This is a genomic window from Sutcliffiella cohnii, from assembly GCF_002250055.1.
Lineage (GTDB): Bacteria > Bacillota > Bacilli > Bacillales > Bacillaceae_I > Sutcliffiella > Sutcliffiella cohnii.
On the sequence record NZ_CP018866.1, the window covers coordinates 2,520,865 to 2,543,332 of the forward strand.

The following is a 22,468-nucleotide window of genomic DNA, read 5'->3' on the forward strand; positions in this document are numbered from 1 at the left end:
GTCTTCCCATAAATAAATAGGAAAAGTATTTCTTAAAAAAGGGAACACATGGAGTGTTCCCTATATAAACATTGTTCCTCTTATTTTTTAACTTGGCTCATTACTTCTTCAGCAAAGTTATCTTGACGTTTTTCGATACCTTCTCCAACCTCATAACGTACAAATGATTTTACTGTACCTCCAACACTCTTTACAAAATCACGTACTTTTTGATCTGGGTTTTTAACGAAAGGCTGATCAAGTAGGCAAATATCTTGGAAATATTTGCTAAGGCGACCTTCTACCATTTTCGCAACGATATTTTCTGGTTTACCTTCATTTAATGCTTGTTGAGTTAAAATTTCACGCTCACGTTCAGTTTCTTCTGCAGAAACTTCGTCACGAGAAACATATTTAGGGTTGATTGCCGCGATATGCATTGCAACGTCTTTAGCTGCTGCTTCATCAGTTGTACCTTCTAATACAGTTAATACACCGATACGTCCACCCATGTGTAAGTAAGAACCAAAAGAATCAGCATCATTTTTAGTAACTACTACGAAACGACGTAACGTAAGTTTCTCACCAATTTTTGCAATTGCACTATTAATATGAGCTTCAACAGTGTTGCCATTGTCCATTGTTGCAGTTAAAGCTTCTTCAACTGTAGCTGGTTTATTCGCAAGTAGGAATTGACCTAGCTCACCAATTAATGTTTTGAAACCTTCGTTTTTTGCAACGAAATCAGTTTCAGAGTTCACCTCTAAAATAACTGCTTCATTTCCGTTTGTCACAACTGCAGTTAAACCTTCAGCAGCGATACGATCAGCTTTTTTAGCAGCTTTCGCAATACCTTTTTCACGTAAGTAATCAATAGCTTGGTCCATATCACCATTTGTTTCAGTTAGTGCTTTTTTACAATCCATCATTCCAGCACCTGTTTTTTCACGTAATTCTTTTACCATTTGAGCAGTAATTGCCATTAGTAAATCCTCCTTCAATTATGTATAAGAGATGGCTTCAACCACCTGCATTGTAACACTAGATTTTTCATTACATATATGTTCCCAAAGAATAGTATGCCATACGAATGTTCTTTGAAACAATTTTTTTCAAAAAAAGGTGATAAAAGGCTATACCCTCTTATCACCTTTTTGGTTCATCATTAAGCAGTAGTTGTTGCTGTCTCTTCACCTTGTTTAGCTTCTAAGATAGCATCTGCCATTTTACCAGTTAATAATTTCACAGCACGAATTGCATCATCGTTAGCTGGAATTACAACATCGATTTCGTCTGGATCACAGTTAGTGTCTACGATACCAACGATAGGAATGTTTAATTTTTTTGCTTCAGCTACAGCAATGCGCTCTTTACGTGGGTCAATGATGAATAATGCATCAGGTAGCTCTTTCATATCTTTAATACCGCCTAAGAACTTCTCAAGACGCTCTAACTCTTTGTTTAACATAACAACTTCTTTTTTAGGTAGTACATCAAATGTACCATCTTCACGCATTTTTTCGATTTGTTTTAAACGAGAAATACGTTTTTGAATTGTTTCGAAGTTAGTTAAAGTACCACCTAACCAACGTTGGTTAACGAAGTACATTCCAGAACGCTCAGCTTCTTCTTTAACAGAATCTTGAGCTTGTTTTTTTGTACCAACGAAAAGAATTGTTCCGCCGTTACCAGCTAATTCTTTCACAAACTTGTAAGCTTCTTCAACTTTTTTCACAGTTTTTTGTAGATCGATAATGTAAATACCGTTACGCTCTGTGAAAATATATTTTTTCATTTTTGGGTTCCAACGACGTGTTTGGTGCCCGAAGTGTACACCAGCTTCTAAAAGCTGTTTCATAGAAATTACTGACATGTTTTTTCCTCCTGAATGGTTTTTTTATCCTCCGCTTATCTCATCTTTGAACAGAACTGAATATTCAGCACCATTGCTCAAATTAATAAACGTGTGTATTTATAACACCGAGGTTAAATATATCACAACAATATATAAGATTTCAAGTCAAAATTCTAATTCTGTCGAAATTTCAATAATAATTCTATTTCTGTTTTGCCTTTACCTAACTTTTGAGCGATGTCATCAATAGAATATCCATAATTCTTTAATTCCTTTGCTTGCTCATACGTACTTAAAGGTTGTGAATGCTCGTCATATTGTAATAATTCTTTTAAATCTTCACTTTTCGTTGCATGTTCTCTGTAAACGAACGAATTTTGTTGTATTACATTTTCTTTATCTGAATGATGTTCCCTCGCACTGTTTGTAGATAGTTTTTTTAATAATCTTTCATTATCTTCTTTTAATTCATACACAAAACTACTAATTGTTTCTTCCGCTTCCTTTAATAGTTGGCGATATTCGTTTTCAAGAGAATGCATTTTCGACATTTTCGTATATAAAATAAAAAACAATAAAATCGCTGTTAAGCCTATTATTAAATTTATAATAAATAAAAATAGCATAATTTAACCTCTTAAATCAAAATGATTCCCTTTGTGCGGATGTCGTTCAAAAGGTTGTTTTGTTTGGGTAGAAGAAGTATTTTCTTTTTCTTCACTCTTTATAACATTAACTTTCTTTCGCTTAATTTCATCCTGTTTTTTCTTCTGCTCAGCTATGTGGGCTTGAATTACCATTCCGTGGTTATTATGCTGAGTTTGAATTTTACCTAAATCGACTGTTCGATGAAGTGCTACCTGGAGTTCAACTAATTTAATACCCACATTTTCACATCCTAATCTTCACACGTTTTTGCCAAACAGTTTACTCTTTAACTGTAAGCTCTTTCCGTAGCTTAAATAGTGCTCTTGAATGAATTTGTGATATTCTTGAAGTTGTTAACCCTAACACTTGTCCAATTTCTGTTAATGTTAATTCTTCTTGATAAAATAAACTAACTACTAGTTGTTCATTTTCAGATAATCCACTTATTTTTTCGGCTAAGGATTGTAGCATCTCCTCTTTAATTAAGTGGTCGTCTGGTTGAATTGGACGATTATCTTTTAATGAGTACGAGGAAGGGGAAGACTCATCCATATCTTTAGGAATTTCATCAATTGATAAGACGTTAGCAAAGAACACTTCATTCATAGTGGACGCAATTTCATCTTGTGGTATTTTTAATTCTGTTGCTATCTCATCTAATGTAACGCTATTACGAGTAGACTGCTCGATTTTTTCTATTGTTGCCTCAATTTTTTTTGCCTTTTCCCTCACACTTCTAGGAAGCCAATCTTCTTTTCGTAGCCCATCAATAATGGATCCTCTAATTCGGAAAGAGGCATAAGTATCGAACTTCAAGTCTCGGGATTGATCGAATTTTTCAATCGCATCATACAATCCTATCAACCCAAAACTTCTTAATTCATCTTTACTTACGTTTTTTGGCAGTCCTACCGCTAATCTTTGTACATGATATTGAACAAGGGGCAAATATTTTTTTACGATATAATTCCCAGCATCCGGGTCTCTTTTTTGTTTCCAAAGATCCCAATAGTGCTGGTCTTTGCTTGAAGAAACTGTTGCCATCCTTGGTTACCTCCCTATAATTTAGAGCAAGACTCCTTTTGCTTTTAGCCATTGTATAACTGTATTTATATATACGTAACACCTTTATTAACTGTTTTAATCATTAATTTTTCGGAGGCTGGGTTAAATTCTATCGTTCTACCGCTATTCCCACCACAATCTTCTCCGAGAATAGGGATACTATGCTCTAGTAATTTATCTTTTACTGCCTCTACATTTCTTGGACCGATACGTAACGTATCATTACTGTGCTGAAATTGGAACATTTGTGCGCCACCAGAGATTTTAGCACGCAAATCTCTTTTTTTAGTTCCTTTATCCAATAAAAGGTTAACTAGAGCATCAATACCTGTATCTGCATATTTACTATGGTTAAAATCTGTTGTTCTAGCTAGCGTAGAACTCGGCAGCATAACATGAACCATACCTGCTATTGAATGAGCATATAACACGACACCTACACAGGAGCCTAATCCAGAAGTTCTAATAACTCCAGGAGAAACAACATAATTAATGTCCGCAATACCTACCTTAACAATTACACGTTCTACTGTAACCATTACTTGACACCTAAAGTCCTCATTATTTTTTCTAAACTTTCTTGATACGGAATTAAAAAGAAATGACCTTTAGCTTGATGTATAGAATCGTCTGTAATTTCCTCTAGCCTTGTATCAATAAAAATAGCATGGTCACTATCTTCCGAAACTTGTAATAGTCCTTCTGTAACTATAGCACCAACCATATCAATCGCTACTATTGGGACAGAAGGAGTACATTTTTGACCAATACTATTTGAAATGGCTGATAAGTAATGTGCGGCAATTATATTTCCTAATTCTTGCAAGGCAGATATAGCCATTTCTTCGTATTGAAATTTTTCAAAATTTGTAGTTGGGTCATGTGTTAATTGTTGAACAAATCGAGTAGCATCCTCTAGAGATAATACAAAAAATAAACTACCCTCAATTTCACCTTCCATTTTTAGAAAGACGGCAGCTACCGGTCTTTCAGCTCCTCCAATTAAATCCATAATTTCGTTAAAGGAAACTATTTTAGCAGTAGGTACATTCATTTTAATTTTTTTGTTTAACAATAATGAAAGTGCTGTTGCAGCATTACCCGCTCCAATATTACTGAGCTCTTTCAACACATCCATTACTGAATCATCATAAGTATTCATTGTTTCAAACCCTAATTTTGTATTTCGTCTTTCTTCAGTATTTGCTCCAAATCTAAATAAACATATAAAGAGTTATTAAAGTTTATAACACCTTTTATATACTCTAGATCGACCGAACCTACTACACTAGAAGGATGTTCAATATTTTCCTCTAATATATCTATTACATCGTTAGCTGCATCTACAATAAATCCGGCTTCTATATCATCAAAAATCGTTATTAATATACGTGTAGTGTTCGTATATTCTTTCTCTTCGATGTTAAAACGCGTTCTAAAATCGATAATTGGTGTAATAACCCCACGTAAGTTAACTACACCTTTAACATATGGAAGTGCATTTGGTACTCTAGTAATTGGAAGCACTTTTTCAATAGATTTCACTTGATTGACCGGGATCACATATTGCTCATTATTTAATTCAAATGCGATTAGTTTCTCTCCAACCTGCGCCATACTCATCCGCCTCTCCTCCATTCCTTCATTTAATTGTTGACTGTTTATTTGGCTCTATCAAAGTTAGTTTAAGTCTATAAACCTATTAATTAATTAACGTATTACAGTCTACAATTAGTGCTACTTGTCCATCACCTAATATAGTGGCACCTGAAATAGCAAATGTGTGATTTAAATATTGTCCAAGAGACTTTAACACTACTTCTTGCTGCCCAATAAAGGAATCTACGACCAAACCAGCAAGTTTCTCTCCTTTTTTCACAATTACGATAGAGGACAATTCACTGTTGCAGTCATCCACCTTGGATACATCAAATACTCGATCTAAAAATACTAGTGGCACAACCTTTCCTCTAAATTGAACAACTTGTTGACCGTGAACATGTTGAATTTCACTGTTATTAATAATAGCTGTTTCAATAATAGAAGAAAGGGGAATTGCGTACTTTTCAGCGCCTACTTCTGTTAATAGAATAGAAATAATCGATAACGTTAAAGGTAATTGAATTGAAAAAGTCGTTCCGTTCCCTTTTTCAGAGTCTATCGATATCGTTCCGCCTAACGATTCAATCGTACTTTTAACAACATCAAGTCCGACACCGCGACCTGAAATGTCTGATATTTTGTCTGCAGTAGAAAATCCAGATGATAGGATTAATTGGTACACTTCCTTATCCGTTAATGTTTCACTTTTCTCTTTTGACAAAATACCTCTTTCAATAGCTTTTTCAAGTACTTTTGTTTTACTAATACCTGAACCGTTATCTTTTATTTCAATGAAAACATGATTACCACTATGGAATGCACGTAATATAATTTGACCTTCTTCCTCTTTCCCGTTTTGCCTTCTTATGTCTGGCATTTCTACTCCATGATCTACTGCATTTCGAATTAAATGTACTAACGGATCACCAATTTCATCAATAACCGTTCGATCTAGCTCTGTTTCTGCACCAATAATTTGAAAATCTATTTTTTTACCTAAATCGCGGGCAAGCTGTCTTATCATTCTTGGGAAACGATTAAAGACTGTTTCAATTGGAACCATACGCATATTTAGAATAATATTTTGTAAATCGTTTGAAATTCTAGACATTCTTTCTACTGTTTCTTGGAGTTCTGTTACCTTTAAATCTTTTGAGATTTGCTCTAATCTACCACGATCAATAACTAACTCTTCAAACAAATTCATTAATACGTCTAATCGATCAATGTTTACTCTAATCGTTTTATTTGATGCTACTTTTTTAGTGGTTGATTTCTTTTCTTCATTAACAACTACATCTGTTACCGCAACTTCTGTTATCGCTTGTGTAATTTCTTCTACTGCAACATTAGAACCTTCTTTTTCATTTTCTTGAAGTTGTTTAACGTTTATAACTTGTATATCAACCTTTTCTACTTCTGATACTTTAAAAATTCTTTGTTGTATACTTTCTTCTGAGTCTTTAGAAACGATAGTAATTGTAAAAGAATTATCAAAATTCTCTTCTTCTAATACTTCAACCGGTGGATCTGACTTAATTACTTCACCTAGTTTTTCTACCACTTCAAAAACCATAAAAACTCTAGCAGCTTTTAACATACAATCATCTCGTAACGTTACCGTCACCTCGTAAGGGAAATACCCTTGCTCTTCTGATTGTTCTAAGATTGTAAGTTCATAAGAATCGTAATTTGTACTAGTGCTATTATTTTCACTAGTATTGCTTACTTCAACGGCTTCTCCGCTTACAATTTGGTTTAATAAAGCTACAACTTCCGTTACATCTTTTTTCCCGTCGCCGCCACCTGCTATCGATGTTACCATTTCTTCTAAATATTCAACGGAAGAGAAAACAACATCTAAAAGAGTTGAGGATGGAGCAATTTTTTCATTCCGAATGCCGTCTAATACGTTTTCCATATGGTGGGTAAGACTAGCTAAATCTTCAAACCCCATCGTCGCAGACATCCCTTTTAGCGTGTGAGCAGATCGAAATATTTCATTTACAATTTCTAGACTTTCTGGGCTTTTTTCTAAAAGTAGTAACTGATCGTTTATTGACTGTAAGTGCTCTTTACTTTCTTCAATAAAGATATCTAAATATTGGTTGAGTTCCATTTTCAGCACCCCTAAATATATTTCAATATAGTATTCGTAACATGTTGCAAGTGTACAATTTCGTCTACTTTTCCAGTTTGGATTGCAGCTTTCGGCATACCGAATATAACGGAAGATTCCTCAGATTCAGCTATAATAACTGTACTTTCATCATTTTTTTTTAATTGAAGGATTCCATCTGTACCATCCGTTCCCATCCCTGTCATCACTACAGCTATTTTTTTGTAGTTTCTTAGTAGACTTAGAGAATAAAAGAGTTTATTGACTGAAGGTCGATGCCCTTTGAATGGTTCTGTTTCACTTAACTGAATAGTTAAGTCACCAAATTGTTCAGCCACTTCCATATGTAGCCCCCCCGGAGCAATATACGCTGTACCTTTTTCTACTTTTTGACCATGCACTGCTTCAACAACAGTTATTTCACTTACAGAATTTAATCTGTTTGCTAAAGATTTTGTAAAATGAGGTGGCATATGTTGAACGATAAATATAGGTGCCACTGTTTGTTTTGGGAGTGAGCATAATATTTCTTGTAATGCTCTTGGACCTCCAGTAGATGTGCCTATTCCTATAATTGTATTATCGACTTTACCGTTAAAAACTTTTAGGTATTTTTTACTATTTTCACTTTTTGTTCTTTCTGTTTTTTGTGAATTTTTTTTTGGTGGTATTACAGTAGAAGCTAAAAGAACTTTTTCTATTAATTCCTCCTTCACCTTATATAAGTCTAGTGATATAGAACCAGAAGGTTTTGGAATAAAATCAATCGCACCTAATTCCATTGCTTTTATTGTATTTACAGCTCCTGACTCAGTCGTACTAGAGAGCATAATGACAGGCAGTGGATTATGTGTCATTATGTTCTCTAACGTACTAAGACCATCTAAAACCGGCATTTCCACATCCAATGTAACAACATCTGGAGAAAACTCATTAATTTTTTCTAATGCTTCTTGTCCATTTTTAGCAGTCGCGACGACACTAATTTGTGGATGTGCGTTTAGAAAATCGGAAATAATTTTCCTCATGAAGAGAGAGTCGTCTGTTACTAATACTTTTACCATTTTATTCATGCTGTCACTACCCTACCTCTCAAAGAAAAGATGAAAAAGTTTCGATATCATCGGTGTATCTGTTTTCGATGTTATCCTTCCCTCGTGTGCGAATGAAGTAGCTATATTAGTAATCGCTTTGCTAGCGTTACATTTCGGATAAGCCAATAAGAACGGAGTTTGTTCCATAACCGATTTTGTTACATACCGATCATCTGGAACAGATCCAAAAAATCCAATTTCTTTTTGGAGGAACTTTCTGCTCACAGATTGAATACGATAAAACGTTTTGTCAGCGAGTTTCCTTTCAAAAACTTTATTTACTACAATAGATAGTGGAATTTCGTTGTTAGAAATTGTAATAATTTTCAATGCAGCATAAGCATCTGTAATAGAGGTTGGCTCACACGTAGTAACAACTACAATTTCATCCATTGCAAGAAGTAGCTTTAAGTTTTCTTCTGTCATACCAGCACCCATATCAAAAAGTAAATAGTCATAATGAATAGCCTCATTTTGAAGCTCTTTTAACAAATGTTGTACCGTTTCTTTATCCATTTTAAATATTTCTGCTAAGCCTGAGCCCCCAGGTATATACGATAAGCCTTCAGGTCCTTTTTGGATAACGTCACGAAGACTTTTCCCATTATTTAAAAGGTCAATAATGGAACCGAAACTAGATTTACCCATGAGAACATCTATATTTGCCATACCAATATCAAAATCTATCAATAGAACAGAAAAACCAGCTTTTTGAAGTGATAAGGAAAAGTTTAGGGAAAAATTAGATTTCCCTACTCCTCCTTTACCACTAATAATTGCTAATGTCCTGTATTTTTTGAAATGGAGTTTATTATTTTTTGTTACTATTTTTTCTCTCAGTGATGCTGCTTGGTCGTTCATTTAGATAACCCTTCTCGCAAATATGATGTCCACTCTGCCGATGTAATTTTTTTAATATCTTCTGGTACTGCTTGCCCTTCTGTAATGTAGGAAATTTGTTTTTCATATTTTTTCATTAACGCAAACATTGTACCGGCCGCTGATGTTTCATCTATTTTTGTTAATATATAAGCGTCAAATGGAAGTTGTAAAAATTGTTCCGTTATTTTCTCCATATCGGCAAATTTAGATGTTAAGGATAGTACTAAGTACGTTTCCATCTCATTGTTAAAATCAATCGTTTTTCTTAAATCTTTTATAAATTCATCTTTTAAATAGTTTCTTCCAGCAGTATCAATAAAGATAATATCTAAATGGGCTAACTTTGCTTTTGCTTTTTGAAAATCTTCACCGTTATAACAAACTTCTAATGGTGCATCTAAAATATTGGCATACGTTTTTAACTGTTCAATTGCAGCAATTCGATACGTGTCTGTAGTAATAAATCCGACCTTTTTATTTTCGTGCAAAGTAGCGTGAGCAGCTAATTTGGCAAGGGTAGTTGTTTTACCCACTCCAGTCGGTCCTACTAAGCAAACGTATTTCTTTTTTAAACTTTCCTGGTTATCGATAACTGGAATTAAACTTTCCTGTACATAGTTATCTACTAAAGTGATTAACGAACGATAATTGTTTTTTTCGTCTTCCGTTACTTCATCTATAATAAAACTCATAATTTCTTCTACAAATTGATTTGGAAGATCTATGTTTAGTAACTTTTCTTCCAACTGTATCATCGGTTCCGTCCATAGCTGTTTTTTTGGTTGGTTTTTCTCAATACTTTTTAACATTTTCTTCATTTCAGCAACGTTTTTTAATAAATCATTTTGAACCTCACCGTTATCAGGAATAGTTACAGCTTCTTTTACAATAGAAGTAGATTTATGTTCGGTAGGTTTTCTTTTTTGTTTAATTGAATCTATCGACGTAATTTCATCAATTGCAGCAATGACCTCGAACTGTTTTTTCGTTAGAAATCCGAAAAATCGAGAGCTATGTACCGCTTTTGAGTTTAAAATAACCGCATCATTTCCAAGTTCCTGTCGAACTAGCTTCATTGCTTCTGCCATTGAATTAGCTTTAAATTTTTTTACTCTCATTCGTTCATGTTCACCACCCCAATACTTTGAACCTCTACACTTGCTTCTAGCTCGTTATATGATAAAACTGGAACTTGTTGAAGGTATCTTTCGATTAGTTGCTTTACATACATTCTTACCGCTGGAGAGCAAAGTAAAATTGGAGTTTGTCCATAAATGTTAAATTGGTCCATTTGTTCCGCGACCTTTTGCACAACTTCCATTGACGTGTTTGGATCTAAACTAAGGAAATTCCCGTGTTCTGTTTGTTGAATATGATCCGCAATTAATTTTTCAATTTTACCTGAAAGGGTTACAACCTTTAACGTATCTCCAGGGACAACGTATTGGTTTGTAATTTGTTTATTTAGAGCCTGTCGAACATATTCTGTTAGTAGATCTGTATCAACCGTCACTTTTCCGTAATCGGCTAATACTTCAAAAATCACTGGTAAATTTCGAATAGAAACATTTTCTTTTAACAGTTTAGCAAGTACTTTTTGTACATCTCCTATGTTCAACGGAGTTGGCGTTACTTCTTCTACTAAAATAGGACTAGTTTCCTTTAAATGGTCAATCAATTGTTTTGTTTCTTGACGACCTAATAACTCGTGAGCATGTTGTTTAATTTTTTCTGTTATATGTGTTGATACAACGGACGGAGGATCTACAACAGTATATCCATACATTTCCGCTTCATCTTTTGTATCTTCTGATATCCATTTAGCTGGTAAGCCAAACGATGGCTCAATCGTATCGATTCCCTCAATAGATTCTTCTTCTACCCCAGGACTCATTGCTAAATAATGATCTAGCAACACTTCTCCTCTCGCTACTTCGCTTCCTTTTATTTTTAACCTGTACTCATTAGGTTGTAATTGTATATTATCTCTTATTCTCACTACAGGTATGACAAGTCCTAGTTCCAGTGCTAATTGACGTCTAATCATGACAATACGATCTAGCAAATCTCCACCTTGCTTCGAATCCGCTAGTGGTATTAGTCCGTAACCAAACTCAAATTCAATCGGATCAACCGAAAGTAAATTCACGACACTATCTGGGCTTTTCAGCTCGTCTGTCACTACTTCTTCTTCAATAATCTCCTCTTGTATCTCTTCTCTTTGTTTTGATCTGGAGATGAAGAATCCTCCAATTCCTAATGCCAAAGCGATCGGAGTTGTTAAAATCGGTTCAATCGGTGTACCTATACCTAGTAGAAAAATAGTTCCACTAGCAACATAAAGCATTTTAGGATAGGCAAATAACTGCGATGTAATGTCTGTTCCTAAATTACCATTTGAAGCTGCACGAGTAACAACAATACCTGTTGATGTTGCAATTAAAAGAGCTGGAATTTGCGAGACAATTCCATCTCCAACCGTAAGCATCGTAAACTTAGCAGCTGCTTCTCCAAACGATAAGTCTAACTGAATCATTCCGATTACTATACCGAAAATAATATTTATAAAAACGATGATAATACCTGCGATCGCGTCCCCTTTTACGAACTTACTTGCACCGTCCATTGCTCCATAAAAGTCTGCTTCTTTCGATATTTTCTCACGTCGTTCACGAGCGGATTGCTCCGAAATAAGTCCAGCATTTAAATCGGCATCAATTGCCATTTGCTTTCCTGGCATCGCGTCAAGTGTGAATCGAGCAGCAACTTCTGATACACGTTCCGCACCTTTTGTAATGACAACAAATTGGATTATGACAAGAATGATAAATACGACTAAACCGACAATCACACTCCCACCTACTACGAAGGTTCCAAACGTTTCTACTACACTACCTGCATCCCCTTTACTTAATATAGACCTTGTAGTAGAAACATTTAGACCTAAACGGTAAAGAGTTAATAGTAGTAAAAGGGACGGAAAAATAGAAAATTGTAACGGTTCTTGAACATTCATCGTTGTAAGTAAAACAACTAAGGCAAGGGAAATATTAATAATAATAAGTATACTTAATATCCATGCTGGAAATGGAACGATTAACATCGCAACGATAAGTATTACACTAAGTAATACAGATAAATCTCTTGCTGACATTTATTACCTCACCTTTCAATAAACAACTCATTTAACTTGATTTTTAAGACGATACACATACGCTAATATTTCAGCAATTGCTTGGAAGTACTCTTCTGGAATGGGATCTCCTATTTCTGTTTGACTATATAAAGCCCGTGCTAACGGCTTGTTTTCAACAATTGTAATATTATGACTTTTTGCAACTTCACGTATTTTTAATGCAATAAAGTCTACTCCTTTAGCTATTACATAAGGAGCATCCATTTTATCTCCATCATATTTTAAACAAATAGCAAAATGAGTCGGATTTGTTATAATAACATCTGCTTTTGGTACATCCGCCATCATTCTTTGCATGGCCATTTCTCTTTGCTTTTGCTTTATTTTGGATTTAATTAACGGATCACCTTCCGATTTCTTATACTCGTCTTTAATATCTTGTTTTGACATTCTAATGTTTTTTTCGTGATCGTATCTTTGATAAAAATAGTCAAAAACAGATAAAAATAGAAGAGCCGCACCTGCAAACAGACCCATTTGAACGGTCATTCTACCTAAAAAGGCTAAAGCGGCATGAACACTTTGTTGTGAGAGCTTTAACAATTCATAAACACTAAACCACAGAATAGAAAAAGCAACTAACCCTACAAATAATATTTTTAATAAAGATTTTACTAACTCAACTAAAGCTCGTACTGAATAGATCCGTTTAAAACCTTGAATAGGGTCCAACTTATTTAATTTCATTTTTATTGCTTCAGGAGCAAACAACGTTCCAACCTGTAGATAGTTCGCAACAATTGCACTAACGATAGCGGCCAACATAATTGGACCAAGTACGACAAACAATTTTCCTAATATATCTAAAAAGATTAAATGAACATTTTGTATAGTGATGGTTTCATGCATATATACTTGAAAAGAATGTTTAAATAGATTCATAAGACTATCTTTCATGAAAGGACCAATGGCAAATAAAGTTAGAAAAACCCCTAACAATACGATAGCTGTGTTCACATCAGAACTTTTAGCAACTTGTCCTTTTTTTCTCGTATCTTGCCTTTTTTTCGGAGTTGCTTTCTCTGTTTTTTCTCCGGCAAAAAACTGCAAATCTAGCTTTAATTGATGAACCATCTACATTCCTCCAAGTAAATCCATTAAACCTCTCATAGCATAAAGCATCATTTCAAACAAGTTATAAATGAGTGAAAAGAGTATCGTAAAAGATACTAAAATTGCTATAAAACTAACACCTATTTTTAACGGTAAACCGACAACAAATACATTTAGTTGTGGAACTGTTCTAGCCACAATACCAAGAGCTACATCAACTAAAAAAAGTGCTCCCACTATTGGAATAGCTAATTGAAAGGCTACGAGAAACATCGTATTCACAACTTGAACTACAAATTCTAGTACATTCTCATCGGACATTGGTAACGAACCTTGCGTTAAATCTATTAATTGATAACTATAAAAAATCCCGTCAATCATTAAGTGATGTCCATTTACCGATAGTAATAGTAGCAATGCAAAAATATAAAAATATTGCCCGATAATTGGACTTTGTGCCCCTGTTTGTGGATCTATGACGTTTGCAATCGCAAACCCCATTTGAAAATCGATAAATCCACCTGCTATTTGAATGGCCGCCATAATCATATAAGCAATTAGTCCAATTAATAACCCTACTAATAATTCCTTTAAAACAAGTAAAATATAAAAGCCATCTATTTCAATAACGGGCAAGTCTAATGAAAAAGCCATAATTAATGATAAAAAAAATGCAATACCTACTTTAAAATTTGCAGGTACACTCCGATAAGAAAAGAGAGGGAGTGTTACAAAAAAGGTGGTTACCCTCACAAACACTAGCAAAAAGGCTGGAAAATAGTTTAACCAATCGATCATACTAATTCACAAACCGATGAATATTTTCAAAAATATCCATTGCATACGAAAGCATTGTCGTTAACATCCATGGTCCAAATACGACAAGTCCAATTAACACGGCTACAATTTTAGGTATGAATGCAAGTGTTTGTTCTTGTATTTGAGTAGTTGCTTGAAATATACTAACTATTAACCCAACAATTAACGCTAATAGCAATAAGGGTGCACTAATTAAAAGAATGGTATAAACGCCTTTTTCAGCCATCGATATTACAAACTCTGGACTCATCTTTCTTCACCTACTTTAAAATGTTTGCAATAATGATTTAACTACTAAATACCAACCATCCACTAATACAAATAGTAAAATTTTAAAAGGTAACGAGATCATAACTGGGGGTAACATCATCATCCCCATTGACATAAGAACACTCGCAACAACCATATCGATTACTAAAAATGGAATAAAAATCATAAAGCCAATTTGAAATGCTGTTTTCAATTCACTAATTGCAAATGCTGGAACGAGAACGGTCAAAGGGATATCCTCTAACGTTTCTGGACGTTCCATTCCTGTGTAATCCATAAATAGTGCTAAATCTTTTTGTCTAGTATGTTTACTCATAAATTCTTTAATAGGAACGGTCGCTAGCTCATAAGCCTCATCTAACGTAATTTCTTCATTAAATAAAGGGGTTAACGCTTGTTCATTTATTTGACCAAAAGTCGGGGCCATAATAAAAAATGTTAAAAACATAGCCAGGCCAATTAGTACTTGGTTTGGTGGCATTTGTTGAGTAGCTAGAGACGTTCTAACGAAAGATAATACGATAATAATTCTAGTAAAGCTTGTCATCATTATTAATATTGCTGGTGCTATTGATAAAACAGTTAATAGTAATAGAAGTTGTACAGAGGTGGCGACTGTTGAAGCATCATTATTACCTAACGCTTGTAATAAATCATTCATCGTCGTGGACCTTCCTATCTATTGTTTCCATTCTCTTTTTCCTCTCTTGAGAGATATCCCCTAATTGTTTCTTTAAAAGAGAAAAAAACGAAATAGACGGAGCTCCCTTTTCTTCAGTTCCTGTCACCTTACTCCACACTTGCTTAATTGGAACTTTATTTAGTGCAAGATTGCCTTCTGTTCGATCCTTATAAGAATTTAAGATCACTTCTTTTTCCTCTTCATTCGTAATTTCTTTCAGTAGGTTAATAGAATCTCCTACCCCTAATACGAAAATAGAGTCTCCAACTTTTACTAGTTGAACTGATTTATTGTTACCTAACGTTGTACCTCCAACATTAAGTACTGTTTTGCTAGCACCTGTCCATTGATTACGCTTATTAATAAAATTCAAAGTAAAGTATAGTAATAGTAAAACAAAACCTAATGTGAGAAACATTTTAATAAAATCCCATGCTGTAATAGTAGGGCTTTCAAACGCTTCTATACGTTCTTCTCCTTCTCTACTTACAGTACTTTCATTAGCTTCCGTCTTTTGATTAGACGGACTCTCCTGATCAAATAATTCATTTAGCATTCCATCTCCCTTTTCTGCACCTAATGCAGAAAAAGGGAAGATGACTAGTAAACTTATAGTAACAATAAAAATTTTACTTATGTGAGCATACAAAGAAGACACCTCTATGATAGTGTTTTATGAATTGCTTCAATAACTCGATCTGCTTGGAAAGGTTTAACAATAAAGTCTTTCGCTCCAGCTTGGATTGCATCAATTACCATTGCCTGTTGCCCCATTGCAGAACACATAATTACTTTCGCATTCGGGTTGATTTGTTTAATTTCTTTTAATGCTGTAATTCCATCCATTTCTGGCATCGTTATATCCATCGTAACTAAGTCCGGATGATGCTCTTTGTATTTTTCAACAGCTTGTACACCATCGGCAGCCTCTGCCACTACATCATATCCATTTTTAGTTAATATATCTTTTATCATCATTCTCATAAATGCTGCATCATCGACAATTAAAATTGTTTTTCCCATTCTTTTTCCTCCTAATTTAGCGTAACTTTTTTATGCGGTCTGTTTGACTTATGATGTCAGTTACTCTTACTCCAAAGCTTTCGTCTATAACAACTACTTCCCCTTGAGCAATTAATTTATTGTTTACTAAAATATCAACTGGTTCACCAGCTAATTTATCTAACTCAATAATAGATCCTGTTGATAGATCTAAAATATCTTTAACTGTTCGTTTTGTTCTTCCTAATTCGACTGTTAAATGGAGTGGAATATCTAGTAACATATTTAGGTTGTTTGATCCTGTTTCTTGAACAGGTCCTTCTGAAAAAGAAGTAAATTCAGCACGTTGAACATTAACGTTTTGTTGTAATGGCGCAGCCTGTGGTTGTGGAACGCTTGTGTGCTGTTCAGGTTGCCTATAGCTCTCGTGTACTACTTCGTTACGATAGTCGGAGCTAGGCTCAGGAGTTACCACTTCATTGTAGTTAGTTACTTTAACCTCTTCCTTAACTACAGGTTCTACCCCTCCAGGATTCAATAATTCCTCTACTAGAGCTTTCGCAAACGGCAATGGTAATACTTGCATAATAGATGAATCAATAAGCGTACCGATTTTTAAATTAAAAGCAACTTTTACAAGCATTTCATCATTCGGAATTTCGTCTTTTCCTTCTCCGACTTTAAAGTCTAATAATAAGACTGATGGTGGCGATATATCTACTTTTTTGGAAAAAACAGTAGACATCGAAGTGGCGGCCGATCCCATCATTTGATTCATCGCTTCTTGGACAGCACTTAAATGAATTTCATCTAATAATTCAGCTGGAGAGTGTCCATTTCCGCCTAACATTAAATCTGCAATAATCGCAGCATCTTTCTGTTCAATTACGAGAATATTCATACCGGAAAAACCATCAGTATAGTTCACTCTTATTGCTACATAAGGTTCCGGAAATTCTGATTCTAACTCTTCTTGATCCACTAATGTAACTTTAGGAGTTGTAATTTCTACTTTTTGATTTAATAAGGTTGATAGAGCTGTTGCTGAACTACCAAAAGAGATATTACCTATCTCTCCAAGGGCGTCTTGCTCCATTTCCGTAAAGTGATCTTGTAAATCTTTTACTTTCGTTAAGAGGGACGTATCGTTATCATCGTTCGTACCTCGAAGTAGCGCATCTATTTCATCTTGTGATAACATGCCTTCATTCATCTTCCCCTACTCCCTCCTCTATTTCTTCTAAAATTTGAACGGCCATTTGTTGATTCAACTTTCCAACTTGCCCTTTAAATGTAGGTTTTTCGTCAACTTTCACGATAATTGGTTGGTCAATTTTTTGTCTTAATGGTAATACATCCCCTACTGACAAGTCTAACAACTCAGAGAAATATATATCAGAACTTCCTAACTCTGCCTTTAATATCAAATGAGTGCCTCTTATTGCCTGCTTTAACGCTGCAATTTCATGGTCTTGTCGTGCCTTTGTTTTTTCTTCCATCCAATAAAGAACAGATAATTTTGGAATAATCGGCTCTAGTACGACATGAGGAATACATATATTAATCATTCCGCTAATTTCACCAATTGTAATATTAAACGAAATGACGACAACTGTCTCGTTAGGTGATACCATTTGTAAAAATTGTGGATTAACTTCTAAATCTGATAAAATCGGATCTACTTTCGCGACAGAATCCCAGGCTTCACCAATATTTTCAATGGCTCCTTCAAATAAGGCGGTCATTAATTTGGTTTCAATCTCTGTTAAACTATCAATTTTGTTATAACTACTACCTCTTCCACCTAGCTGGCGATCTAACATTGCATATGCGATGTTAGGGTTAACTTCCATTACGATTCTTCCTTCTAAAGGTGGTACTTCAAACACATTCAATATCGTCATTTTCGGAATGGAACGAATAAACTCCTCATACGGTAACTGGTCAACGGAAGCGACATTTATTTGAATATATGTTCTAAGCTGTGCAGAAAAGTAAGTCGTTAAACTCCTCGCGAAATTTTCATGTATACGTGTTAAATTACGTATTTGATCTTTAGAGAAACGTAAAGCTCTTTTAAAGTCATATACTCTTACTCTCTTTTCTGCCTGTTCTTTTTTTAATTCCTCTGCGTTCATTTCACCAGTAGAGAGCGCAGATAATAAAGCGTCAATTTCGTTTTGTGACATTACTTCACTTGACATAAAGTCACCTCCTTCTACTACCAATACCTACCATTAATTTTGAAGAAGGAAGGAAGTAATATAAACACTTACTACTTTTCCTTCTTCCATAAATTCATTTAATGCCGTCTCTATTTCCTCTTCAATATTTTGAAGGGATTCTTTACCTGAAAAATCCTTTTTATCTTTATCAGAAATCAAATGAATAATAGTATTACGAATTTGGAAATCTCTTTTTATGAGTTCGTTTTTAGCTTTTTTACTATCTGTTTGTACCTTGAATTGAATTCGTACATAGCCACCATTTTTTAAGTTAGTCGTTATTTCTTCTAAGTCTTGAGAATACTGAAGAATTTCATCAATAGAAGGCTCTCCATCTGTAGGCTTAGCATAAATTTTATCAAGCGTAAAAAAAGCTACAATTCCAAGTAAAGCAATTACAAGAATAATAATCATCATTTTATTTAATAGTTTATTTTGGAACATGTGGTCCTCCTATGCCCCTATTTTCATTAATCGATTGATAAAACGAAATGCTAAAGTTCATTACCTCAGCCATTCTTTCCTGTACGATTATCTTTTTTCCGTTTGTTAAAGTGACAACAGTATCTGGGGTTTCTTCTACTTGTTCTATATGCCACGCATTAAGTGCGAATGTTTTTCCATTTAACTTTGTTAATTTAATCATTTTTATCGCCTACTAGAAGATATTTTATTTACCTTCTTACCTTTTCAAGTTTACTAGTTCTTGTAAGATTTCATCTGAAGTTGTAATAATACGTGTGTTTGCTTGGAATCCACGTTGCGCTGTTATCATCTCTGTAAATTCTTCGGAAAGGTCAACGTTTGACATTTCTAACGTCCCTGCTACAATTCCTCCAGCTCCATTCGTTCCTGGTGCAAACAATTCACTTAATTGAATACCGTCACCATTTTTATCAATCGAACCCGAGTTATTGGACTGTTGGAATAAGTTTTCTCCAACTCTTTCTAACCCGGCATCATTTGGAAACTTTGCAACCATTAATCGACCAGCAATTTTCAAGCTGCCTAACTGATCAATAAACGATACTGTTCCATCAGAAGAGATACTAAAACTTCTTGCATTTGGTGGAATTTGAATTAACCCTGGGCTACCACTTAGTGAATCCGACCAAGATGGCGATTGAACTAGTTCTGCTTTTGCTACAAAGTTTTCAAAAGTTTGGTAGGCGTTATTTAATGACTCTTTAACTGTTTGTGCATAGTATACAAAATCTTTTAATTCATTTTCATTGGCTTCATCCGAAATAACTTTATCGTATTCTTGTGCAATTGGATCTGATAATTGATACACTAATTCACCTGTGTTATTAATAAATTGAGTAATTGACTCATTAATTGTTTGACCTGCTGTATTAAACTCTTCTAATCTAGGTCCAAATAAATCATAAAACCTATCAAATTCTTCTTTCGCATTATCTCGAGAGTTTTCTGCGGCAGTGGCTGCGGCAGCTAAAATTGGATCAGCTCCTCCAGCCTCTTCGTTTGCCTTTTGTGCGTCCACAAATGTACGTTGTGCCTCTAAATATTTTGATGCTACATCAATAAGTTTGTTCGTATCATTACGGAAATTGCGATACTCTTCAAAGAAGTTTTGCGCAGAGTTTAATGCTGCATTTGATGCATTTATTACAGCTTCGGTTGGTACAGTTTTTTCACCTGTGTCTCCTATTAAATACATTCCGTTCGCATTTACTATATAGCCATTATTATCTAAATAAAAATTTCCAGCCCGCGTATAGTTTAGTGCAACTGAACTATCAATTGCTCCACCTAATATTCTATTATTACCGTAATTTGTATTGGAATCTACGTTTACTCGTGTTACGTCAGCAATCGTACCTACGACAAAGAATCCATCACCAGAAAGCGCTAAATCTAGCGGTCTTGCAGTTGTTTGTAATGACCCCTGTGTTTGAATGCTATCAATAGAAGCTAATGTTGAGCCTAGACCAACTTGGACAGCATTAATTCCACCTCTTCCTCCTGCTGGACCACTAGCGCCTGAAATTTGTTGGACCATCATTTCTTGGAAAGTTGTACGTCCTTTCTTAAAACCGTAAGTATTTACATTAGCGATATTATTTCCAATTACATCTAATTTCGTTTGAAAGTTGCGTAACGCTCCGATACTGGAGTACATGGATCTTAGCATCTTTTTTTCCTCCTTAGAAAATATTAATTAGATATTCGAATTAGCGAATTAAGTGGTATTTTTTCATTTAATAATGCATCATTGTTAACGGTTATAAACGTCTGACCAGCTTTCGTCAAAACAGACGTGACTTCTAGATTGTTTAACTCCTCATTTTTCCAATTAATTGATACTTTTTTACCAATTAAATGTGAAGCAGAAATAATGGAATTAGAACTTTCGTCAACCGGATTCGTAACGGAATTAATTTGATAAATGCTAACCTCTTTATCATTATCTAATATAAAACTGGCAAGCCCGTTTTTAAGAGAGATAGATTTCACAATGTTCGTATTATTAATAACTGTTTGAGTATCTCCTTCTGATACCGTTTCTTCCCAAGAAACCTCTTTCCCAATGTAATGTTGAAGAGATAAAATGTTTTGCATATGCTGATTTTCTACAAATGACTCCATACTTTTATTTAAATTCGTCATTTGTTCTAGAGTTGAAAAGTTTGCCATTTGGGCAATAAACTCACGATCTTCCATCGGATTTAAAGGGTCTTGGTTTTGAAGTTGGGCAATTAATAGACGAAGAAAGTCATCTTTTCCCATTATGTCATTTTGCTTATTCGTCGCAGTTGGTATATTTTCTATATAAAGATCACTCGTAATTTTTGTCATTTATTTCACCTATCTATTGAAGAATCTAACTGTTCATTTAAGATGGATTCAAACAGCTGTGTATCATTTGTCTCATTATCTTCGAGCTCTTTATTTTCGAATTGATTATGTTCTTTTTGTTGATCATTTTTTTGCTGTCGTTCTTGATTCAATAGTCTATTTTCTTGGTCTTGAAATACAATTTCGACTTTATCTAATTGCACGTTACTTGCCACTAGACTAGATTTTAAATTCCCAACACTATTTTCAAGCAAATGATGAGCTGCTTTTGAATGAGCAATAATTCTTGCCATTAGACCCGCATCCGTTTGTTGAATTTTTATATGTAATGTTCCTAAATGATCTGGATGCAAACGCATTGTAAATTGTTTATTTCCATTTATCGTTTGAACATTACTCTTCAATAACAACTGTTCAATTCTTGAGATTAATTGCTCTCTAGCTACATTGTCAGATGCTGTATTTAAAGTTACATGTATTATAGATTGTTTAGGTGTTTGGAATTGCTCCACCTGAAAAGTGGACAACGGTATCGGTGATGCTGCCTCTTTTACAACTTGTTTCGCAGTAAATGGCATAATAGCTCGTTCTTCCTTTAAAGAGGGAGACGCTGCGAATAGTTTACTTTCAATTAGTTGCATTAATTTTTCCAGTTTTGGTAGCTCTTCTGTTAACACTTTTTTTACATTCGAATCTTCCGTGTTGTCCATTACTTTTTTGAAATACTGTAAAAGTTGTTTTAATATTGGTGCATCCAATTTTTTATCCATATCTTGAAAAGTAACATCTAGTTTAGCTGTTATTGTTTCATTGGAAGAAATAAGGTTAATGATTGATTGCAAATAATGCGTATACTCTTCATCTTTTTCTTGATCTGGAAATTCGTTAAGAATATTAATAAATTGATCCAGTAACTCTTCTACCATTACAACATCTGTAGTTTCTAATAAAATCGGAAGATCTATTGAAACATTATCTGGAATAACATTAGCTAGACTTTCATCGTGTAATAATCTTTCCGTTTTTAAAAGAATAGTAGAAAAATCTGTCTCAGCATTCTTTTCTTTTGTTTGATTATTTTTATTATGAACACCAGAAGATGCTTTTACATTTGTTACATCTAACAACATTGGTACTTCCAACTAATCACACCTCAT

At 34.4% G+C, this 22,468-nt stretch carries 26 protein-coding genes; all 26 read right to left on the reverse strand.

Features of this window, described 5'->3' with window-relative positions; translation table 11 throughout:
- Window positions 1-80: 80 nt before the first annotated feature.
- The 26 genes from tsf to BC6307_RS12620 all read right to left on the reverse strand — a co-directional run bounded on the left by tsf (window position 81) and on the right by BC6307_RS12620 (window position 22,453).
- Window positions 81-962 carry a translation elongation factor Ts gene (gene tsf / locus BC6307_RS12495; RefSeq protein WP_066413307.1) on the reverse strand — a complete coding sequence of 294 codons (882 nt, stop codon included), beginning with the start codon at window positions 960-962 and terminating at the stop codon, window positions 81-83.
- Window positions 963-1,144: 182 nt separating this feature from the next.
- A complete protein-coding gene (rpsB, locus tag BC6307_RS12500) occupies window positions 1,145-1,852 on the reverse strand; it encodes a 30S ribosomal protein S2 (protein ID WP_066413309.1) in 708 nt (235 codons plus the stop codon).
- A 155-nt stretch (window positions 1,853-2,007) separates the two neighbouring features.
- Entirely contained in the window at window positions 2,008-2,460 is a 453-nt protein-coding gene (locus BC6307_RS12505; protein ID WP_066413312.1) for a hypothetical protein, read from the reverse strand.
- A 3-nt stretch (window positions 2,461-2,463) separates the two neighbouring features.
- Window positions 2,464-2,721 carry a hypothetical protein gene (locus tag BC6307_RS12510; protein WP_066413315.1) on the reverse strand — a complete coding sequence of 86 codons (258 nt, stop codon included), beginning with the start codon at window positions 2,719-2,721 and terminating at the stop codon, window positions 2,464-2,466.
- Window positions 2,722-2,761: 40 nt separating this feature from the next.
- Entirely contained in the window at window positions 2,762-3,526 is a 765-nt protein-coding gene (locus BC6307_RS12515; protein WP_066413318.1) for a FliA/WhiG family RNA polymerase sigma factor, read from the reverse strand.
- 65 nt (window positions 3,527-3,591) lie between these two features.
- The gene (locus BC6307_RS12520) at window positions 3,592-4,086 is read right to left on the reverse strand and encodes a chemotaxis protein CheD (protein ID WP_066413321.1); all 495 of its coding nucleotides are present in this window, start codon (window positions 4,084-4,086) and stop codon (window positions 3,592-3,594) included.
- Window positions 4,086-4,709 (reverse strand): chemotaxis protein CheC, encoded by a 624-nt coding sequence (locus BC6307_RS12525; RefSeq protein ID WP_066413324.1) that lies wholly within the window; start codon window positions 4,707-4,709, stop codon window positions 4,086-4,088. Before BC6307_RS12525 ends, BC6307_RS12520 begins: the two co-directional genes overlap by 1 nt.
- Window positions 4,710-4,720: 11 nt before the next feature.
- Window positions 4,721-5,170: a chemotaxis protein CheW gene (locus BC6307_RS12530; RefSeq protein ID WP_066413328.1), complete on the reverse strand. Its 450-nt coding sequence runs from the start codon at window positions 5,168-5,170 to the stop codon at window positions 4,721-4,723.
- Between the two features lie 79 nt (window positions 5,171-5,249).
- Window positions 5,250-7,268, reverse strand: coding sequence for a chemotaxis protein CheA (locus BC6307_RS12535; RefSeq protein WP_066413331.1), 2,019 nt, complete (start codon window positions 7,266-7,268; stop codon window positions 5,250-5,252).
- An 11-nt stretch (window positions 7,269-7,279) separates the two neighbouring features.
- Entirely contained in the window at window positions 7,280-8,341 is a 1,062-nt protein-coding gene (locus tag BC6307_RS12540; protein ID WP_066413333.1) for a protein-glutamate methylesterase/protein-glutamine glutaminase, read from the reverse strand.
- Between the two features lie 12 nt (window positions 8,342-8,353).
- Window positions 8,354-9,223, reverse strand: a complete 870-nt coding sequence (locus BC6307_RS12545; protein ID WP_066413336.1) for a MinD/ParA family protein — start codon at window positions 9,221-9,223, stop codon at window positions 8,354-8,356.
- On the reverse strand, window positions 9,220-10,362 hold the full coding sequence (gene flhF / locus BC6307_RS12550; RefSeq protein ID WP_066413339.1) for a flagellar biosynthesis GTPase FlhF: 1,143 nt from the start codon (window positions 10,360-10,362) through the stop codon (window positions 9,220-9,222). Before flhF ends, BC6307_RS12545 begins: the two co-directional genes overlap by 4 nt.
- Window positions 10,359-12,398, reverse strand: a complete 2,040-nt coding sequence (flhA, locus tag BC6307_RS12555) for a flagellar biosynthesis protein FlhA (RefSeq protein WP_066413342.1) — start codon at window positions 12,396-12,398, stop codon at window positions 10,359-10,361. The genes flhF and flhA overlap by 4 nt, the downstream gene beginning before the upstream one ends.
- Before the next feature lie 27 nt (window positions 12,399-12,425).
- Window positions 12,426-13,514: a flagellar biosynthesis protein FlhB gene (gene flhB / locus BC6307_RS12560; RefSeq protein WP_066413344.1), complete on the reverse strand. Its 1,089-nt coding sequence runs from the start codon at window positions 13,512-13,514 to the stop codon at window positions 12,426-12,428.
- On the reverse strand, window positions 13,515-14,291 hold the full coding sequence (gene fliR, locus BC6307_RS12565; RefSeq protein WP_066413346.1) for a flagellar biosynthetic protein FliR: 777 nt from the start codon (window positions 14,289-14,291) through the stop codon (window positions 13,515-13,517).
- 1 nt (window position 14,292) lies between these two features.
- Window positions 14,293-14,562, reverse strand: coding sequence for a flagellar biosynthesis protein FliQ (fliQ, locus tag BC6307_RS12570; protein ID WP_066413348.1), 270 nt, complete (start codon window positions 14,560-14,562; stop codon window positions 14,293-14,295).
- Between the two features lie 15 nt (window positions 14,563-14,577).
- Window positions 14,578-15,243 carry a flagellar type III secretion system pore protein FliP gene (gene fliP / locus BC6307_RS12575; protein ID WP_066413351.1) on the reverse strand — a complete coding sequence of 222 codons (666 nt, stop codon included), beginning with the start codon at window positions 15,241-15,243 and terminating at the stop codon, window positions 14,578-14,580.
- The gene (locus BC6307_RS12580) at window positions 15,236-15,913 is read right to left on the reverse strand and encodes a flagellar biosynthetic protein FliO (protein ID WP_066413354.1); all 678 of its coding nucleotides are present in this window, start codon (window positions 15,911-15,913) and stop codon (window positions 15,236-15,238) included. Before BC6307_RS12580 ends, fliP begins: the two co-directional genes overlap by 8 nt.
- Before the next feature lie 11 nt (window positions 15,914-15,924).
- Complete coding sequence (locus tag BC6307_RS12585; RefSeq protein WP_066413358.1) at window positions 15,925-16,287, reverse strand: response regulator; 363 nt, start codon at window positions 16,285-16,287, stop codon at window positions 15,925-15,927.
- 16 nt (window positions 16,288-16,303) lie between these two features.
- Complete coding sequence (gene fliY, locus BC6307_RS12590) at window positions 16,304-17,479, reverse strand: flagellar motor switch phosphatase FliY (RefSeq protein ID WP_066413363.1); 1,176 nt, start codon at window positions 17,477-17,479, stop codon at window positions 16,304-16,306.
- Window positions 17,472-18,470 carry a flagellar motor switch protein FliM gene (fliM, locus tag BC6307_RS12595; RefSeq protein ID WP_066413366.1) on the reverse strand — a complete coding sequence of 333 codons (999 nt, stop codon included), beginning with the start codon at window positions 18,468-18,470 and terminating at the stop codon, window positions 17,472-17,474. The genes fliY and fliM overlap by 8 nt, the downstream gene beginning before the upstream one ends.
- Before the next feature lie 33 nt (window positions 18,471-18,503).
- The gene (gene fliL / locus BC6307_RS12600) at window positions 18,504-18,935 is read right to left on the reverse strand and encodes a flagellar basal body-associated protein FliL (protein WP_066413368.1); all 432 of its coding nucleotides are present in this window, start codon (window positions 18,933-18,935) and stop codon (window positions 18,504-18,506) included.
- Complete coding sequence (locus tag BC6307_RS12605; RefSeq protein ID WP_066413369.1) at window positions 18,922-19,137, reverse strand: flagellar FlbD family protein; 216 nt, start codon at window positions 19,135-19,137, stop codon at window positions 18,922-18,924. The genes fliL and BC6307_RS12605 overlap by 14 nt, the downstream gene beginning before the upstream one ends.
- Before the next feature lie 36 nt (window positions 19,138-19,173).
- Window positions 19,174-20,646, reverse strand: a complete 1,473-nt coding sequence (locus BC6307_RS12610; protein WP_066413371.1) for a flagellar hook-basal body complex protein — start codon at window positions 20,644-20,646, stop codon at window positions 19,174-19,176.
- Between the two features lie 23 nt (window positions 20,647-20,669).
- Window positions 20,670-21,311 carry a flagellar hook assembly protein FlgD gene (gene flgD, locus BC6307_RS12615; RefSeq protein ID WP_066413373.1) on the reverse strand — a complete coding sequence of 214 codons (642 nt, stop codon included), beginning with the start codon at window positions 21,309-21,311 and terminating at the stop codon, window positions 20,670-20,672.
- Between the two features lie 5 nt (window positions 21,312-21,316).
- Window positions 21,317-22,453, reverse strand: coding sequence for a flagellar hook-length control protein FliK (locus tag BC6307_RS12620; RefSeq protein WP_066413375.1), 1,137 nt, complete (start codon window positions 22,451-22,453; stop codon window positions 21,317-21,319).
- Window positions 22,454-22,468: the final 15 nt, after the last annotated feature.

Excerpts from the sequence above, each read along its gene's own strand:
- tsf (WP_066413307.1), bottom strand. The coding sequence starts at position 962 with ATGGCAATTACTGCTCAAATGGTAAAAGAATTACGTGAAAAAACAGGT.
- rpsB (WP_066413309.1), bottom strand. The coding sequence starts at position 1,852 with ATGTCAGTAATTTCTATGAAACAGCTTTTAGAAGCTGGTGTACACTTC.
- BC6307_RS12505 (WP_066413312.1), bottom strand. The coding sequence starts at position 2,460 with ATGCTATTTTTATTTATTATAAATTTAATAATAGGCTTAACAGCGATT.
- BC6307_RS12515 (WP_066413318.1), bottom strand. The coding sequence starts at position 3,526 with ATGGCAACAGTTTCTTCAAGCAAAGACCAGCACTATTGGGATCTTTGG.
- BC6307_RS12520 (WP_066413321.1), bottom strand. The coding sequence starts at position 4,086 with ATGGTTACAGTAGAACGTGTAATTGTTAAGGTAGGTATTGCGGACATT.
- BC6307_RS12525 (WP_066413324.1), bottom strand. The coding sequence starts at position 4,709 with ATGAATACTTATGATGATTCAGTAATGGATGTGTTGAAAGAGCTCAGT.
- BC6307_RS12530 (WP_066413328.1), bottom strand. The coding sequence starts at position 5,170 with ATGAGTATGGCGCAGGTTGGAGAGAAACTAATCGCATTTGAATTAAAT.
- BC6307_RS12535 (WP_066413331.1), bottom strand. The coding sequence starts at position 7,268 with ATGGAACTCAACCAATATTTAGATATCTTTATTGAAGAAAGTAAAGAG.
- BC6307_RS12540 (WP_066413333.1), bottom strand. The coding sequence starts at position 8,341 with ATGAATAAAATGGTAAAAGTATTAGTAACAGACGACTCTCTCTTCATG.
- BC6307_RS12545 (WP_066413336.1), bottom strand. The coding sequence starts at position 9,223 with ATGAACGACCAAGCAGCATCACTGAGAGAAAAAATAGTAACAAAAAAT.
- flhF (WP_066413339.1), bottom strand. The coding sequence starts at position 10,362 with ATGAGAGTAAAAAAATTTAAAGCTAATTCAATGGCAGAAGCAATGAAG.
- flhA (WP_066413342.1), bottom strand. The coding sequence starts at position 12,398 with ATGTCAGCAAGAGATTTATCTGTATTACTTAGTGTAATACTTATCGTT.
- flhB (WP_066413344.1), bottom strand. The coding sequence starts at position 13,514 with ATGGTTCATCAATTAAAGCTAGATTTGCAGTTTTTTGCCGGAGAAAAA.
- fliR (WP_066413346.1), bottom strand. The coding sequence starts at position 14,291 with ATGATCGATTGGTTAAACTATTTTCCAGCCTTTTTGCTAGTGTTTGTG.
- fliQ (WP_066413348.1), bottom strand. The coding sequence starts at position 14,562 with ATGAGTCCAGAGTTTGTAATATCGATGGCTGAAAAAGGCGTTTATACC.
- fliP (WP_066413351.1), bottom strand. The coding sequence starts at position 15,243 with ATGAATGATTTATTACAAGCGTTAGGTAATAATGATGCTTCAACAGTC.
- BC6307_RS12585 (WP_066413358.1), bottom strand. The coding sequence starts at position 16,287 with ATGGGAAAAACAATTTTAATTGTCGATGATGCAGCATTTATGAGAATG.
- fliY (WP_066413363.1), bottom strand. The coding sequence starts at position 17,479 with ATGAATGAAGGCATGTTATCACAAGATGAAATAGATGCGCTACTTCGA.
- fliM (WP_066413366.1), bottom strand. The coding sequence starts at position 18,470 with ATGTCAAGTGAAGTAATGTCACAAAACGAAATTGACGCTTTATTATCT.
- fliL (WP_066413368.1), bottom strand. The coding sequence starts at position 18,935 with ATGTTCCAAAATAAACTATTAAATAAAATGATGATTATTATTCTTGTA.
- BC6307_RS12605 (WP_066413369.1), bottom strand. The coding sequence starts at position 19,137 with ATGATTAAATTAACAAAGTTAAATGGAAAAACATTCGCACTTAATGCG.
- BC6307_RS12610 (WP_066413371.1), bottom strand. The coding sequence starts at position 20,646 with ATGCTAAGATCCATGTACTCCAGTATCGGAGCGTTACGCAACTTTCAA.
- flgD (WP_066413373.1), bottom strand. The coding sequence starts at position 21,311 with ATGACAAAAATTACGAGTGATCTTTATATAGAAAATATACCAACTGCG.